This window comes from Flavobacterium cupreum, assembly GCF_003996965.1.
Classification (GTDB): domain Bacteria; phylum Bacteroidota; class Bacteroidia; order Flavobacteriales; family Flavobacteriaceae; genus Flavobacterium; species Flavobacterium cupreum.
Genome location: NZ_QWDM01000019.1, coordinates 16,770 through 32,679, shown reverse-complemented (window position 1 = coordinate 32,679; position 15,910 = coordinate 16,770). Strand labels below are relative to the sequence as shown.

At 36.4% G+C, this 15,910-nt stretch carries 10 protein-coding genes and 1 pseudogene; 8 read left to right on the top strand and 3 right to left on the bottom strand.

The window, feature by feature from the left end; all coding sequences use genetic code 11:
• Positions 1–5 precede the first annotated feature (5 nt).
• From D0817_RS21720 to D0817_RS21690, 7 genes are all read left to right on the top strand, one after another.
• Positions 6–2,021 (top strand): DUF3858 domain-containing protein, encoded by a 2,016-nt coding sequence (locus tag D0817_RS21720; RefSeq protein ID WP_127340451.1) that lies wholly within the window; start codon positions 6–8, stop codon positions 2,019–2,021.
• Positions 2,021–4,012, top strand: coding sequence for a DUF3858 domain-containing protein (locus D0817_RS21715; RefSeq protein WP_127340450.1), 1,992 nt, complete (start codon positions 2,021–2,023; stop codon positions 4,010–4,012). The genes D0817_RS21720 and D0817_RS21715 overlap by 1 nt, the downstream gene beginning before the upstream one ends.
• Positions 4,013–4,014: 2 nt before the next feature.
• Positions 4,015–4,341 carry a nucleotide pyrophosphohydrolase gene (locus D0817_RS21710; protein ID WP_127340449.1) on the top strand — a complete coding sequence of 109 codons (327 nt, stop codon included), beginning with the start codon at positions 4,015–4,017 and terminating at the stop codon, positions 4,339–4,341.
• Between the two features lie 134 nt (positions 4,342–4,475).
• Entirely contained in the window at positions 4,476–5,699 is a 1,224-nt protein-coding gene (gene aroA / locus D0817_RS21705; RefSeq protein ID WP_127340448.1) for a 3-phosphoshikimate 1-carboxyvinyltransferase, read from the top strand.
• 386 nt (positions 5,700–6,085) lie between these two features.
• Positions 6,086–7,135 carry a tRNA preQ1(34) S-adenosylmethionine ribosyltransferase-isomerase QueA gene (queA, locus tag D0817_RS21700; RefSeq protein ID WP_127340447.1) on the top strand — a complete coding sequence of 350 codons (1,050 nt, stop codon included), beginning with the start codon at positions 6,086–6,088 and terminating at the stop codon, positions 7,133–7,135.
• Positions 7,136–7,421: 286 nt separating this feature from the next.
• Complete coding sequence (kynU, locus tag D0817_RS21695) at positions 7,422–8,699, top strand: kynureninase (protein ID WP_127340446.1); 1,278 nt, start codon at positions 7,422–7,424, stop codon at positions 8,697–8,699.
• 97 nt (positions 8,700–8,796) lie between these two features.
• Positions 8,797–9,228 carry a YMGG-like glycine zipper-containing protein gene (locus D0817_RS21690; protein ID WP_127340445.1) on the top strand — a complete coding sequence of 144 codons (432 nt, stop codon included), beginning with the start codon at positions 8,797–8,799 and terminating at the stop codon, positions 9,226–9,228.
• A gap of 62 nt (positions 9,229–9,290) precedes the next feature.
• Here the strand turns inward: D0817_RS21690 and D0817_RS21685 are convergent.
• Together D0817_RS21685 and D0817_RS21680 are read right to left on the bottom strand one after the other, a co-directional pair.
• Positions 9,291–11,096: pseudogene (locus D0817_RS21685) on the bottom strand (hypothetical protein).
• 85 nt (positions 11,097–11,181) lie between these two features.
• Entirely contained in the window at positions 11,182–12,738 is a 1,557-nt protein-coding gene (locus tag D0817_RS21680; protein ID WP_127340444.1) for a hypothetical protein, read from the bottom strand.
• Positions 12,739–12,851: 113 nt separating this feature from the next.
• Between D0817_RS21680 and D0817_RS21675 the strand changes: the two genes are divergently transcribed.
• Positions 12,852–15,239: a penicillin acylase family protein gene (locus D0817_RS21675; protein ID WP_127340443.1), complete on the top strand. Its 2,388-nt coding sequence runs from the start codon at positions 12,852–12,854 to the stop codon at positions 15,237–15,239.
• Positions 15,240–15,344: 105 nt separating this feature from the next.
• On the opposite strand, the gene D0817_RS21670 is transcribed toward D0817_RS21675, so the two are convergent.
• Positions 15,345–15,797 carry a hypothetical protein gene (locus D0817_RS21670; protein WP_127340442.1) on the bottom strand — a complete coding sequence of 151 codons (453 nt, stop codon included), beginning with the start codon at positions 15,795–15,797 and terminating at the stop codon, positions 15,345–15,347.
• Positions 15,798–15,910 lie beyond the last annotated feature (113 nt).

Sequence of the window (15,910 nt, the reverse complement as noted above, 5' to 3'; positions counted from 1 at the left end):
AACGAATGAAAATCAAACAACTACCAATTATTTTATTCTTTTTCCTTTTTTCCTTTCTTCAGCTTACCGCTCAGGAATTTAAACTTGGAAAAGTTTCAGTTGCCGAATTAGAGGAAAAAAAACATCCTAAAGATACCGCTGCAGTTGCTGCTGTTTTATACAAAAAAGGAATTTCCTATTTTGATTATAATGAAATTAACGGTTTTGTTTTAACCACTGAAGTTGAAACGCGTATCAAAATATATAAAAAAGGAGGGTATGAATTTGCGAATCAGACTATCGGTTATTCCATTTCAGGAAACTCAAAAGAAAGTGTTCAGATATCAGATGCGAGTACATTTAACTTAGTGGGCGGGAAAGTCGAAAAAACAAAACTGAAAAGTGACGGGATATTTGATGAGCCGGTAAGTAAGTTCTACGGAAGAAAGAAAATCTCATTGCCGAATGTAAAAGAAGGTTCTGTTATTGAATTCAAGTATACGATAAGAGCTCCTTTTGTGAGCTGGATGAGAGACTGGAGATTTCAATATAGTATTCCGGTAAATAAATCAGAATTTTCAACTTCTATTCCCGAGTATTATGTGTATAACGTAATGCAAAAAGGATATATTTTTCCTAAGAAAACGGTTGAGACCAAGTCAAAAACAATCATATCGACAACGAAAGAACGAAGCGAGGGCAGAGTAACCCAGACTAGTTTCTCGACGGACAAAACAGATTATTTTGAAGTTAAAACAACCTATTCTATTGAAGATTTGCCAGCAATAAAAGACGAATCTTTTGTAAATAATATCGATAATTATACCTCGAGCCTGTCTTTTGAACTGTCTGCTGTCAAATGGCCAAATACACCTGTTAAATCCTATTCTTCAGATTGGAATTCTGTGGTGAAAACAATTTACGATTATGATGATTTTGGACCGGAACTGAATAAAACCGGTTATTTTGAGGATGATTTAAAAAAGCTTCTGACCGGAATTACAAACACTGATGAAATAATACTGACTGTTTTAAACTATGTAAAATCTACCGTTAAATGGGATGGTAACAGCAGTTATGGCTGTGATGTAGGAGTACGTAAAGCTTATAAGGAAAAAACAGGAAATTGTGCTGATATCAATTTGATGTTAACTGCGATGCTGCGTAACGCAGGACTTACTGCCAATCCGGTTTTAGTAAGTACACGTTCTAACGGGATTGCTTTATTTCCTAACCGAACAGCGTTCAATTATGTGATTGCTGCCGTAGAAACGCCAAATGGAATTATTTTATTGGATGCCACAAGTAAATATTCATCGCCTAATATTCTGCCTTTCAGAGCATTGAACTGGCAGGGAAGACTGATCCGTAAGAACGGAACTTCTGAAGCGATCGATTTAATGCCTAAAAAAGCATCCAATGATAATGTTTTTATCAATTATGAAATTGATGCCGAAGGTAAAGTAAATGGAAAGGTAAGAAGACAATATACAGACTATAATGCCATGTCTTACAGAAATGAGGTAGATGGAGTTAAAGAAGATGTATATCTTGAAAAACTTGAAAACGATAATAATAAAATAGAAATTAGCGAGTACAGCAGAACAAACGAAAAAGAAATTTTACTGCCAACGATAGAAAGTTATTCTTTTAAAGGAGACAATTTAGCGGAAGTAATTGGAGGTAAAATCTACATCAATCCAATGTTGTTCTACACAAACACTGAAAATTCCTTCAAGCAGGAAGTCCGCGAATATCCGGTGGATTTCGGATTCCCGTTTACAGACAGATTCAATATTACCATTAAAATTCCTGAAGGGTTTGCTGTAGAAACATTGCCTGCTCCGGCAATATTAGCCATGGAAGATAATTTGGGAACGTTTAAATTTAACATTGCTGAAAGCGGAAATTCACTGCAATTATCTATTCTTCATCAGATAAACGAAGCAATTGTTTCTGTTGAAAAATATGAAATGCTAAAAGAATACTATCAAAAAATGATTGCTAAAGAAACTGAAAAAATAGTTTTAAAAAGAATATAATGAGATTTCGCAGTTTCTTAATAATTACTTTTTTATTTTTTGGATTTTCAAAAAGCACAGCTCAAAGTTATGAACTGGGGAAAGTGACTATTGCAGAATTAAAAGAAAAATCGAATCCAAAAGATACCACCGCACCGGCTGCCATTTTGTTTAAAAAGGCAAAGACATCTTTCACTTACAATAAGGACAAAGGATTCGTTGCCATTCATGTTTATGAATTTAAGATCAAAATTTATAAAAAAGAAGGCTTAAAGTGGGCCGATCAGAAAGTGCGGTTTTATATTGGGTATGAAACATTGGGGGAAGATCGTTTAGAGTTTTCAAATGCGATAACATACAATCTGGAAAACGGGGCAATTGTAAAAACAAAGTTAGACAATCAGGGAACTTTCAGGAAAAAAGTCAACAAATTCTGGAATGAGAAATTGATCACAATGCCCAACGTAAAAGTGGGCTCTGTTATTGAATACAAGTACATTCTGAAATCGGAGAATATTGTAAAATTGCCGGATTTTGATTTTCAATATGAGATTCCTGTAAATTATTTTGAATATAAAACAGATATTCCGGAATACTATATTTATAAAACCATTGCGATAGGGAGTTATAAAATTGAAACAGATTCAAAATTCACGGATAAAACCCAAAGTTTTGAGGATCAGTATAATCACTCTTCATCAATTTCATACCGGCAAATTAGCTCTTTTTACACAGGAAAAGATATTCCTGCTTTGACAAACGAACCATATGTCGATAATATGGACAATTACAAAGGTTCAATTCAGCATGAATTAGAAAGAATCCGGTATCCAGATCAGCCCGTAAAAGATTATGCGATGACATGGGAAGGCGTTGCCACTACTATTTTTAAAGATAAAGATTTTGGAAAAGAGCTCAGTGAAAGGAGCTTTTTATTAGAAGATGTCAGACGAATATTGGCTAATGTAGAATCACAAAATGAAAAATTAAAAATCATTTTTAAATTCGTTCAGAATAAAATGAACTGGAATGAAAAGAATGATTATTATACAGAAAAAGGCGTAGTAAAAGCCTATGCCGATCAAACCGGAAATGTAGCAGAAATCAATTTTATTTTAATCAGTATGCTGAAGCTGGCAGGAATAGAAGCGAACCCGGTTTTGGTCAGTACAACAGGAAATGGGGTTCCGGTCTATCCCACAAGAACAGGTTTCAATTATGTAATTGCGGCGGCTGAAATCGATGGGAATCAAATTTTATTAGATGCTTCTAATAAATTTACCATCCCGGGAATTTTGCCGTTGAATGTCCTGAACTGGAAAGGAAGACTGATTAAAAATGACGGAACTTCGAAGGAAATAAACCTCGTACCCACTACAACATCAAAGGAGGTTTGGAATGTTCTGGCTAAAATCGATCATCAGGGCAAAATCGAAGGTAAAGTTAAAGTGCAAAGAACAGATTATAACGCATTTGTTTTTAGAACAGAAAATGCCAATAAGAGTCAGGAAAATTATCTTGAAAAATTAGAGGAACAATTTGGGGATATTAAAATTTCAAATTATACAGCAGAGAATAAAAAAGCAAATTCTTCGGAACCGGTTGTCGAAGTGTTCTCTTTAGTTTCAACTAACAGGATAGAGATTATCGGGGACAGAATTTTCATCAATCCGTTATTGTTTTTTACCAGAACTAAGAATCCATTTAACCAGGAAATTAGGCAGATGCCAGTTTGTTTTGGCTATCCGGCTCAGGAAAAATTCAATCTAAGTCTGGAAATTCCGGAAGGTTATACGATAGAATCACTGCCTACACCGGTTAGAATTGTATCTGAAAGCAAAGACCTTGTTTATTTTTTAAATATTGCCAGTCAGGGAAACAAAATTCAGATAAGCAGTTCAAAAGAAATCAACAATAGTATTTTTGCAGCAGATCAGTATAGTGGATTGAAAGAACTGTTCCAGAAGATGATCGTGAGCCAAAATGAAAAAATTGTTCTTAAAAAAATATAAAGATGGATTTGAAAAACGCACAATTAGACGTAGATAACTGGATAAAAGAACACGGAGTCCGTTATTTTAATGAACTTACAAATATGGCGCAACTCACCGAAGAAGTGGGTGAAGTGGCCCGCATTATTGCCAGACGCTATGGCGAACAATCCGAAAAAGAAAGCGATAAAAACAAGGATTTAGGAGAAGAACTGGCCGATGTTGTGTTTGTAGTTCTGTGTCTGGCCAATCAGACCGGAATTGATTTACAGGCGGCTTTCGATAAAAAAATGGATTTAAAATCAGTTAGGGATAAAGACCGTCACAAAAACAACGATAAATTAAAATAATTGTGAAATATCACTCATAACCTTTGAATTATGAGTTCTGAATTTTGAATTATGAACGGGGAGTGGTAAATTGCGGGACTGAATTGCGTTTCTAATCCTGCGTAATTCATAATTTACAACTTACAATTAAAATAATGAATTTACTTCTTCAGACCACTAAACATAATTTACAAGGACAAATTGCAGTAACAGGATCAAAAAGCGAAACCAATCGTTTATTATTGCTCAAAGCATTGTTTCCAAATATCACCTTAGCAAATACTTCAAACTCAGATGACAGCGAAGTAATGCAAAAAGCCCTGATTGGAAATGATGAAATCGTAGATATTCATCATGCCGGAACAGCAATGCGTTTTTTAACCGCTTATTTTGCTGTAAACGAAGGACGTGAAGTTGTAATGACCGGTTCATCCAGAATGCAGGAGCGCCCGATAAAGATTTTGGCAGAAGCTTTGGCACAATTAGGTGTTGAAATCTCCTATCAGAAAGAAGAAGGATATCCGCCAATACGAATCAAAGGAAAAAAAGTAACGGCTTCAAAAGTTACTCTGGCGGCCAATGTAAGCAGTCAGTATATTTCGGCACTTTTATTAGTAGCTTCAAAACTCGAAAATGGATTGGAACTGACTTTAGAAGGCGAAATCACTTCGGTTCCGTATATCAAAATGACTTTGGCTTTATTGAATGATTTAGAGATTCAGACCAGTTTTGAAGGAAACGTAATCAAGGTCTATCCAAAAGCTGAGGTTGCGACTAAAGAAATGGTGGTAGAATCAGACTGGAGTTCCGCATCATACTTTTTTAGTATGGTAGCTTTGGCTGATACAGCTTCAATAACGTTGAGCAGTTATAAAGAAAACAGTCTGCAGGGAGATTCTGAATTAGTGTCACTTTATGAGAAATTAGGAGTTCAGACTACATTTGAGGACAATAAGATGACTTTGGTCAAACAGGAGAACTTTAAATTCGAAAATGTAAATTTTGAATTAAACAATACACCGGACATTGCACAAACCATTGTAGTGACTTGTTTAGGTTTGGAAATCGGCTGCCATTTGACTGGGCTTCATACTTTAAAAATTAAAGAAACAGACCGACTGGAAGCGTTAAGAATAGAGTTGACGAAATTAGGAGCCAATATCTCAGTGACTAACGATAGCCTGACCCTGGTGGCTTCCAATAAGATCAATCACAATGTAAAAATTGCAACTTACAACGATCACCGTATGGCAATGGCCTTCGCGCCTTTAGCTTTAAAAGTGCCCATTATAATCGAAAATGCCGAAGTGGTCTCCAAATCATATCCTGATTTCTGGGAGGATCTGAAACAACTGAATTTCGAAATTTCAGAATTATAGAAAAAAATTAAACCATATAAGTGATGTTTTCATTTAAATGAATTGAGCATAATTTACATAGCCTCCGGTTTTAACCGGAGGTTTTTTTATGCAAACGATGAAGTAAACCCGACAGGTTTTTAAAACCTGTCGGGTTAAATAGTTGAGTTTTTCCATTTTTGAAAAACAGGAAATCCGGATTAAATGAACTTATAGTTCTGATATGGTGAAAAAAGTAGTGAAATTCAATTTTTTAAGAGACTCCAAACCGCAGCAAATCAACGGCTTTTGAAAATAAACAGCAAAACACTTGACAACGCCTATCTCACAGTCGTATATTTGCACACGATTAAAAATCAGGTATCCAAATAATCCTGATCGAAATCTATAACTCATAACTTTCTCAAATGAAATTATCACATTTTCAATTTAATTTACCGAAAGAACTTTTAGCGGAATTCCCGGCAGAAAACAGAGACGAATCCCGTTTAATGGTAATCGATCGTCAAAAACAAACTATAGAGCACAAAATGTTTAAAGATGTTATCAATTATTTTGATGACGGAGACGTTTTAATTCTTAACAATACTAAAGTTTTCCCTGCACGTTTGTATGGAAACAAAGAAAAAACAGGAGCAAGAATTGAGGTTTTCTTATTAAGAGAATTAAATTCAGAGCAACGTCTTTGGGACGTTTTGGTTGATCCGGCCCGTAAAATCAGAATTGGTAACAAACTTTATTTTGGTGATGACGATTCGTTGGTTGCTGAGGTAATTGATAATACGACTTCCCGTGGAAGAACTTTACGTTTCTTATATGATGGATCGTACGAAGAATTCAGAAACAAATTGACAGAACTTGGAGAAACTCCGATTCCAAAATACATCAACAGAGAAGTAACGGCTGAAGATGCTGAAAGATATCAGACTATTTATGCTAAAGAAGAAGGGGCTGTAGCGGCACCAACTGCCGGTTTACACTTCTCAAAACACCTTTTGAAAAAATTAGAAATCAAAGGCGTAAATTTTGCCGAAGTAACTTTACACGTTGGTTTAGGAACTTTCAACCCGGTTGAGGTAGAAGATTTATCTAAACATAAAATGGATTCAGAGGAATTGATTATCAAACAGGAAGCCTGTGATATCGTAAATACCGCAAAAGCAAACAAAAAACGTATTTGCGCAGTGGGAACAACTTCAATGCGTGCGATCGAAAGTTCGGTTTCTTCTCAAAATACTTTAAATCCTTATGAAGGATGGACAAATAAATTTATTTTTCCTCCTCACGATTTTAGTATTGCAAATTGTATGATCACAAATTTCCACACTCCAAAATCAACATTGTTAATGATGATTTCTGCTTTCTGTGGTCACGATTTAATGAAAAGAGCCTACGAAGAAGCAATCAAAGAAGAATATAAATTCTATTCTTACGGAGATGCGATGTTAATTCTATAATCTGGGTTGATCTCAGAAACAGACCCGACAGTTTTTTAAAAGCTGTCGGGTTTTCTGTTTTATAAATGGTTTTTTTGTTTCAGGTTTCAGGTTTGAAATGCGGTTAATGCAGGTATGGGTTTAACCGCAAGGGTCGCAAGGCATGTTTATCGGGATGCGCAAAGTTCGCAAAGCTGTTCCGCGCCGGGATAAACCTGAAACCTGAAACCTGAAACCTGAAACCTGAAACAAAAACAACAACTTTCAAGAACATTTCCCTATTTTTACGCTTCAAAAACAAACAACAATGACTTTTCTAAATACACGCGAATTCGCACGAGAGCTTGATTCGCAAGACACATTAAATCACTATCAGGATCAGTTTATTTTTCCTAAAGTAAATGACAAACGCGTAATTTATTTCACAGGAAACTCTTTAGGATTACAGCCAAAACGCACCAAAGCCTATATCGATGAAGTAATGAATGACTGGGCAGAACTTGCCGTTGAAGGTCATTTTTATGCGCAGAAACCATGGTGGGATTATCAGGAAAGATTTGCTGAACCGTTGAGTAAAATTGTGGGAGCCTTGCCTTCAGAAGTTACGGTGATGAATACTTTAACCGTAAACCTTCATTTGCTGATGGTTTCATTTTATCAGCCAACAGCAACACGTTACAAAATTATCTGCGAAGAGAAAGCATTTCCTTCCGATCAGTACATGTTTCAGAGTCAGGTTGATTTTCATGGCTATAAACCGGAAGAGGCTATTGTGGAAATTAAACGCCGCGAAGGTGAACACAACATTCGGCTGGAAGATGTCCTGGCCAAAATCGAAGAAGTTGGTGATGAACTGGCGCTCGTTTTGATTGGCGGAGTAAACTATTATACAGGACAGGTTTTTGATATTAAAACTATTACAGCCGCAGGACAAAAAGCCGGTGCAAAAGTAGGCTGGGACCTTGCGCACGCAGCCGGAAACATCAAATTACAGCTGCACGACTGGAATGTAGATTTCGCAGCCTGGTGCAGTTATAAATATATGAACTCAGGACCTGGAAATGCATCCGGTTGTTTTGTTCATGAAAAACATCATAACGATTCGAGCCTGCCTCGTTTTGCGGGTTGGTGGGGACACAATAAGGAACGACGTTTTAAAATGGAACCTGTTTTTGATCCGGTTCATGGAGCAGGAGGATGGCAAATCAGTAATTTGCCTGTGCTTTCATTAGCGCCTTACCTGGCTTCTGTAGAAATGTTTGCTGAAGTTGGAATGGATGCCCTAATTGCAAAAAGAGATCATATCACTTCTTATTTAGAATTCATTCTGCATGAAATAGACAAAGAAGTTAAGGGCAATTTTGAAATTATTACTCCTTCCAAACCGGAAGAAAGAGCGTCTCAGTTATCTGTTTTTTTACACGGCGAGGGAAGAAGTTTATTTGATTATTTAATGAAAAACGGAGTTATTACAGACTGGCGTGAACCTAATGTAATTCGTCTGGCCCCGGTTCCGTTGTATTGTTCGTATGAAGACATGTATGACTTCGGGCAAATCCTTAAAAACGGAATTCTCGCGAAATAGGAATTAGCTAATTCTGTAATGTTTCAATAAAATTATGTAACACTTGTTTGCTCGATTACGCTTTAATTTGTACAGTATAATTTAAATGCCAAAAATCATGAAAGCAATAGTTTTAATAATAGCAGCCTTGAGTATCGTTTCTTGTCAGAATCAGGATAAAATGGATATCAGCAAAGCGAAACAAGCTAGCATAGATTCGATGAAAGTTGAAATCAATAAACAAAAAGTTATTGATTCAATGAAAGTGGAAATGGCTAAAGTGGAAAAAGAAAAAGAGGAAGCTCAAAAAGAAGCTCAGAAAGTAGTGGTAGTAAATCATCAGGCTGATGGAACATCGACTGCTGCTGCACCGGCTAAAAAGAAAGGCTGGAGTTCTGCTGCTAAAGGTGCTGTAATTGGTGCAGGAGTCGGAGCTATTACCGGAGCTGCTGTCAGCAAGAAAAAAGGTGAAGGAGCTATAATAGGCGGATTGGCCGGAGCCGGAGTGGGTGCCGGAACTGGAGCTATTATAGATTCGAAAAAGAAATAAGCGAAAATGAAACACTTTAAATATAAAACCCCGGATTGAATTACAATCCGGGGTTTTCGTTTTTAGCAGTATTCAGGGACTTTAATTTTCGCTAATTCCAGTTTACAGGAATGGAACTGTTCTCTGATGGTATCCAAATCAGCTTTGAAATAGGACGTAGATTCAAATAAGTTTTGATAATAGGCAATACCTTCAAAAAGATTGGATTTAAAAGTATTCCATTTTTTTAACTGATTAGATGTGACTTCTCCGGCGCTATTCTCAATTTCATTCCTGAAGTACTCCAGATACATTTTTAATTCCTTGACAAATATATTCGGGCGGTTCAAAGTTTTTAACACCGAATGGTTTCCATAGATGTGCTGCAGCATTTCCTTCAGGGAAACTTCCTGATCGAAATACGCCATGTTTGGTCCCGGACAGATCACAACACCCTGGGCCTGTCCTTTTATTTTAATATCATTTTCTAAGTAGGCGGCATTGGCCAGACCGACACATAAACATGATTTTTCCGTAATGGAATCTTTTGCTTTCCTGTAATCGGAATCAGATAGCGTTTGTTTTACGTTTTCTAATGCTCCGAGTTTTAAATCCTGATATTTTTTTGCCGCAGTACAAATTCCCTCGGGGCCGTATTCTTTGCTTAATGCTAAAAAACGTTTCGGACAGGAACTGCCGGCTTTGTTCTCCTGAATTCGTTTTTGTTTTAAAATTTCATTTGAGGTCCCTCTCAAAGAATTAAAAGGTACTCCAAGAGGCGAAATATGGCTTAGATATAAATCCTCTTCTTTGGCATCTATCAATAATTTCCTCGTTTCGCGGTCTACAGAAGTTGCTTCGGGTACCAGTAAAAAGGGAGTTCCCCAACCTACTGAATCTACTTTGTACGTGTCTAACAGAAATTCATGCTCTTCTGCAGTTCCGACTCCTCCCTGAACCGTAATTCTTGTGGCCAGGGGTGTTTCAGGAAAAGACATGTTTTTTTGCTGTAAAACCTTAATCATCATTTCATGCGACGATTGTATCAATTGTTCTTTTTTTTGTCTGAATTCCTCTAAAATTGTGCCCAGAAGTAATCCTTATGTGGCAAAGGCATGTCCGCCGCAGTTCAGTCCGGATTCTATTCGGTATTCTGAAACCCAAAGCCCTTTCTTGGCCAGAAAATTTCCCTGAATCATGGCAGAACGAAAATCACTTACTTTTAAAATGATTTTCTTTTTCAATACATTATTTTCATCCGGAAAAAAATCACTGAAATTCTCAAAATAACTGTAAAGCCTTGGATTCATTCCGGCAGAAAGTACCACCGATGAATCAAGGTTGCTTTTTGCAAAACCTCTTAAAGCGGCATGGGCATCATTAAATTCAATAGGAAGCGGTGTGTTTTTATCAAAATTATCTTTGTCAAGTTTCGTCATGATATTGACATCGATAGCGCCGGGTGAAAGCTGGGTTTCGATATAATTCTGAATGTTGTCCCTAAAATTAATTCCGTCATCCATTAAATTTTGAAAACCTTTTTTGATATCGGAAGTATTGGGTAACATGGCCATGAAATTTTCCAACGCGGTTTTACTTTCGGCCAATTCGATTTTAAAGCTTTCAAACTTTTGCTTTACAATTTTATCGACTAAATTGAGATAAGAAGTAATGCGTTCTGCGCGGTAATCCTGTAGTTTCTGACTGATTTCGTGATAAGGCTGATTGAATTTGGTACTGTAAAAAAGTCTCATTTTTTCAATTAACTCATCATCGGCAATAGAGATTACGGAGGAAATGCCGTATTGTGCCACCCGAATCGGGCTGTCAATGGTATAAGCAAGTCCCATTACAGGAATATGAAAAGTGTGTAAATTATTTTTTGACATTTGCTTTTTGAGTTAAAAGAGCAAATGTTGTAAAAAAGATAGTCTCAAAACCTGACATATATCAGGTTTTGAGTGATTTAAAATTTTAAATCAAAATTTTCTTGAGAGATTCGGCAACACTGCGCCATAAAAAGTTGTAGAATGACTTTTCGGGAATCCGTTTTAAATCCACATCAGCTTTTTTGGCTTTATGATCTGAATCGTTTTTTACCAATAAATTAACGATTGCACTTTTTAGTTTTGCTTCCTTTTCCGGATTTTTCTTTTTGTAAAGTTTGACTTTCAGGTCGTCATAAACCAAGGATGCATTTCCTTTTGCGGTATCGTCATTTCCATAAAAATCAAAACTATACGTTTTAAAAGTTCCCGTGAAAGAAGTATTCATATAAGGTTTACTAAAATGAGTCATGGCAGCAACATTAAAATTGGAAATCTTTCCCTGAATATGAAAACTGTCTTTTACATTCAGGACATTAAAACTCCAGTTCACATGAAAAGGCGATGTTTTCATAAATCTGCAGTCAATAGCAATTCTCACATCGTCCGCTTTTTTTAGTCCAAAGCCGCTTTGAAGATTATTCGCCTGAAGATTAAAATGATCAAAAGTCAAAATTCCGGGGCCTTTAGAGAAATCAATCTCTTCCTCGTAAACCAATTTGGATTTTCGGATTTGCAAAGAATCAATTTTCATCGGAAATTTGATCTTTCGCAATAAGTTATTATACAGGTATTTTTTGCTTAAATCGTCCTTAGGCATTTTGCCACGGTAAATATTAGCATCAAAATGATCCATAACAACCGAAGAAGCGTTGAAGAAAAAACGTTCGTTCTTGAAACCCCATTTCAGATTGTTGATATTTGCGGAATCTACTTTTAAGGTATAAATGTCCTTTTCCTTTTCCAGTTTCTGGACAAAAACTTTTCTGGAATATTCCGGTAAAAGTGAAAATTTATTGATTTTTACGAAGTTGTTTTCAGTAATGATTTTACCAATATCAATTCGGTAAAAAGAACTGGGTTTGTAGTAAAGGCTATCACAGACCAAAGTGTACTTTTCGTATTGAAGCGGAATTTTTTCCTTTAACGTAGCGTCGGTAATCAAAATACCTTCCAGTTTCAGAATGATTTTTTTGACATTGAAAATCGGTTTATTCGTGTTTAACGAAACGACATCTACAGCGCCGTCGTTAAGGTAAATATTCCTGACAGCTATTATTTTTCGGAAAGGTTCAATAATCTGCGTTTGAATACTTTTGTTGTTATTCAGCAGTTTTTGTCCTTTTTTATATAAGATGACACGGGGTTGATCTATGACAATACTTTCGGCCTGAATAATATCACGAAAGGCCAGGTCCCAAATATTAAAGTGTTTGATAGTGACAGATTCGATTTTGGCGTAGAGTCCGTTTTTACTGTCTTTCGGTTGATTTTTGGGATGTACCAGTAAGGTTGTCGCATAAATATTTCGGGACAGCAGTGAGACTTCAATTTTCTCATAATTGATGTTATAGGCCGTGTTGTTTTTCTCGTCAATAATTACGGGTAATTGTTTTTTTATCCAATAGTTAAGACCAATATTGATTAAAATCACAAAAAGGAAGACCGAAATTACGCCTATTATTATTTTTTTATAGATTGACATTGTAAAGTATTGGTTTTAATACATAAATTTAGGTTTTTAAAAGGGAGGTTTCTTACATGATTCCTGCTTTTAGTTACATCATTATTAAATGCATTTTCTATACTTTTTTGAATATGAGAAAGATTAAAAAAATCCTGTTGGTTTTACTGGTATTAATTGTTGCTCTGGGAATAGGGTTGTGTGGTTATATATTTCACCTGAAACCCAAATACGGAGGAGAATTAGAACTGAAAAACCTGCAGAAGGAAACCAAGGTCTACTTTGATGATTTTGGAGTTCCACACATTTATGCAGATTCAGAAAAAGATGCTATGATCGCTTTGGGATATGTACACGCCCAGGAAAGATTATGGCAAATGGAATTGCTGCGCCGAATTGCCCCCGGAAGATTATCTGAGATTTTCGGATCGGTAGCGCTAAAAAACGATAAATTTTTCGCCGGAATCGGTATTGAAGAAGCTTCCGACAATGCGATTTCCAAATTAGATAAGAACAGTCAGGGTTACCAGCTGGCAATGGCATATTTGGATGGAATTAATCAATATTTAGAAGAAGGGACCACTCCTCTTGAATTTACACTGGTGGGGGTGAAAAAGGAAAAATTCACCATAAAGGATGTTTATAATATTTTCGGATATATGTCCTTTAGTTTTGCGATGGCCCAAAAAACAGATCCGCTATTGACAGACATCCGAAACAAATATGGGGCTGCCTATCTGAAAGATTTAGGCATTGAAGGTGAATTTAATACCACACAAATTAAAAGTTCTAAAGAAAATTTAGAAGACTATAGTACGATTGCAAAATCTGTGGCAGCGCTGTTAGACAAATCCCCGATTCCTCCGTTTGTGGGCAGTAACAGCTGGGTAGTCGGACCAAATAAAACAAAAAGCGGAAAAGTTATTTTTGCCAATGATCCGCATATCGGATTTTCGCAGCCGGGAACCTGGTATGAAGCACATCTCGTAACACCAAAGTATGAAATATACGGCTGTTATCTTGCCGGAACGCCGTTTCCGTTATTGGCACACAACCGGGATTATGCGTATGGTCTGACCATGTTCGAAAATGATGATATCGATTTTTATAAAGAAACAAATAAAAAAGGAGATCCTAACCAATACCAGACGCCAACAGGTTTTAAAACTTATGAGACCATAAAAAAAACAATAAAAGTAAAAGACACATCAGATGTGTTGATGACGTTTAAATCAAGCCGCCACGGCCCTGTCATGAATGATGTGCTGGAACGCTTAGAGGGTAAAAATCCGATTGCAATGTCATGGGTTTATACACAACAGCCGATTCAGATTCTGGATGCTATTTACGGACTTTCTCATGCCAAAAGCAAAGCTGATTTTAGAAAAGCGGTTCAATTGGTTGCCGCTCCGGGACTGAATGTGATGTATGGCGATGCGAAAGGAAATGTAGCCTGGTGGGCAACAGGTAAATTGTATAAGCATAATAAAGGCGTGAACTCACTCTTTATCTTAGATGGTGCGAGTGGTAAAGATGATATTACGGAATATTTAGATTTCTCCAAAAATCCATCAGCAGAGAATCCGAAATGGGGATATGTGTATTCGGCCAATAATCAGCCGGAAGCAGTTGACGGGTATTTGTATCCCGGATATTACCTGCCGCAAGATCGTGCCAAAAGAATTTCAGGATTGTTGGATCCAAAATCAGATTGGGATAAAGAAGCCATTAGTAAAATGATTTACGATAATACCTCTGCAGTTGCTCCCGGTACGGTTGCAGATCTGATTTCCAGTTTAAATGATAATTCACTTTCTGCGGAAGAAAAACAGGCCATTACAGTACTGAAATCCTGGAACGGAAGCCACAATACGGAAGACGTCGCACCAACAATTTACAATAAATGGATTTACCTGTATCTGAAAAACACCTTTGAAGACGAAATAGGAAAGGATAATTTCAATGTGTTTCTGGGAACTCATTTAGGAAAGCAAATTATCGCCAAACAAGTCATCAATGAAAATTCAGTGTGGTGGGATAATGTCAAAACAAAAAACAAAAAAGAAACCAGGAATGAGATCGTTTCAAAATCATTTCATAACGCAGTCTCATCTCTTCAAAAACAGTTGGGCAACCAGGTTTCAGATTGGAACTGGGGAAAAGTACATACAGTAGAACATGAACATCCATTAGGAAAAATAGCCGCCCTGCGCAAACTCTTTAATGTCGGGCCTTTTGCAGATCCGGGATCCAATGAGGTAATCAATAATCAGTTTTTTGGTTATACGACTGAAGGGAAATATTATGTAAAAGGCGGACCTTCCACCAGAAGAATTGTCGATTTCTCTGACATTGAAAACAGCTGGAGCATCTTACCAACAGGACAATCCGGAAATCAGTTCAGTAAACATTATAACGATCAAGCGGAAATGTACAACGCCGGCAAATTCAGAAAAATGAAAATGAACAAAGAGGAAATCATAAAAACGTCAACCAAACTGGTCCTGAAACCTGGGAAATAAGGTTTGAAATTCCAAGTTTAAAACCTTAGAATCTTTGTGCCTTTGCTCCTTAGAACCTTAAAAAAAAACGGGAATGAAAGTATCAAACTTTTATTCCCGTTTTTTTTACTTAGAAAGTAAATATTTTCCCTTAACCACATCCCTGGCATAAATATCCAGATTATTAAGAAGGACTTTGTTGGTTGTCATGGCATTTGTAGTTTGATAAGCACTGTCTTTTTCGTATGTTTTTAATAACGTCTCCAATTCGACTTCATCATAAAAAGCAAACATATTATAAACGGCTTCCCTAAAGTTTTTAAAATTAATGGTTTCTGTTATGGCCGTAGTTTTCTGGTCGTTCCATTTTTCTTTAGAAGCGGTTTCGTTTATTTTACCTAAACAGTAATCAACAAAATAAGTTTTGTAATTGGTAGCTTCAATAATTTTGTTGACTATGATTGTATTTTGTTGGGAAGGCAGTGGCACATTTGCAGAAGAAGTCTGAGAAAGGCAAACAGACGGCACAAACAGCACTAAAATTAAAATCAAAAAGGAAATTTTTTGTAAATTTTTCATAGGTTTTTCGAAATTACTTACAGCTTTTAGTACTGTAAATCGGGTTGATCCGGGATTATAAAATTGTTTTTTCGGGCACGGCTAAAATAGTATTTTTTATTGTAAATGGTCAA

Excerpts from the sequence above, each read along its gene's own strand:
- D0817_RS21720 (WP_127340451.1), top strand. The coding sequence starts at position 6 with ATGAAAATCAAACAACTACCAATTATTTTATTCTTTTTCCTTTTTTCC.
- D0817_RS21715 (WP_127340450.1), top strand. The coding sequence starts at position 2,021 with ATGAGATTTCGCAGTTTCTTAATAATTACTTTTTTATTTTTTGGATTT.
- D0817_RS21710 (WP_127340449.1), top strand. The coding sequence starts at position 4,015 with ATGGATTTGAAAAACGCACAATTAGACGTAGATAACTGGATAAAAGAA.
- aroA (WP_127340448.1), top strand. The coding sequence starts at position 4,476 with ATGAATTTACTTCTTCAGACCACTAAACATAATTTACAAGGACAAATT.
- queA (WP_127340447.1), top strand. The coding sequence starts at position 6,086 with ATGAAATTATCACATTTTCAATTTAATTTACCGAAAGAACTTTTAGCG.
- kynU (WP_127340446.1), top strand. The coding sequence starts at position 7,422 with ATGACTTTTCTAAATACACGCGAATTCGCACGAGAGCTTGATTCGCAA.
- D0817_RS21690 (WP_127340445.1), top strand. The coding sequence starts at position 8,797 with ATGAAAGCAATAGTTTTAATAATAGCAGCCTTGAGTATCGTTTCTTGT.
- D0817_RS21680 (WP_127340444.1), bottom strand. The coding sequence starts at position 12,738 with ATGTCAATCTATAAAAAAATAATAATAGGCGTAATTTCGGTCTTCCTT.
- D0817_RS21675 (WP_127340443.1), top strand. The coding sequence starts at position 12,852 with ATGAGAAAGATTAAAAAAATCCTGTTGGTTTTACTGGTATTAATTGTT.
- D0817_RS21670 (WP_127340442.1), bottom strand. The coding sequence starts at position 15,797 with ATGAAAAATTTACAAAAAATTTCCTTTTTGATTTTAATTTTAGTGCTG.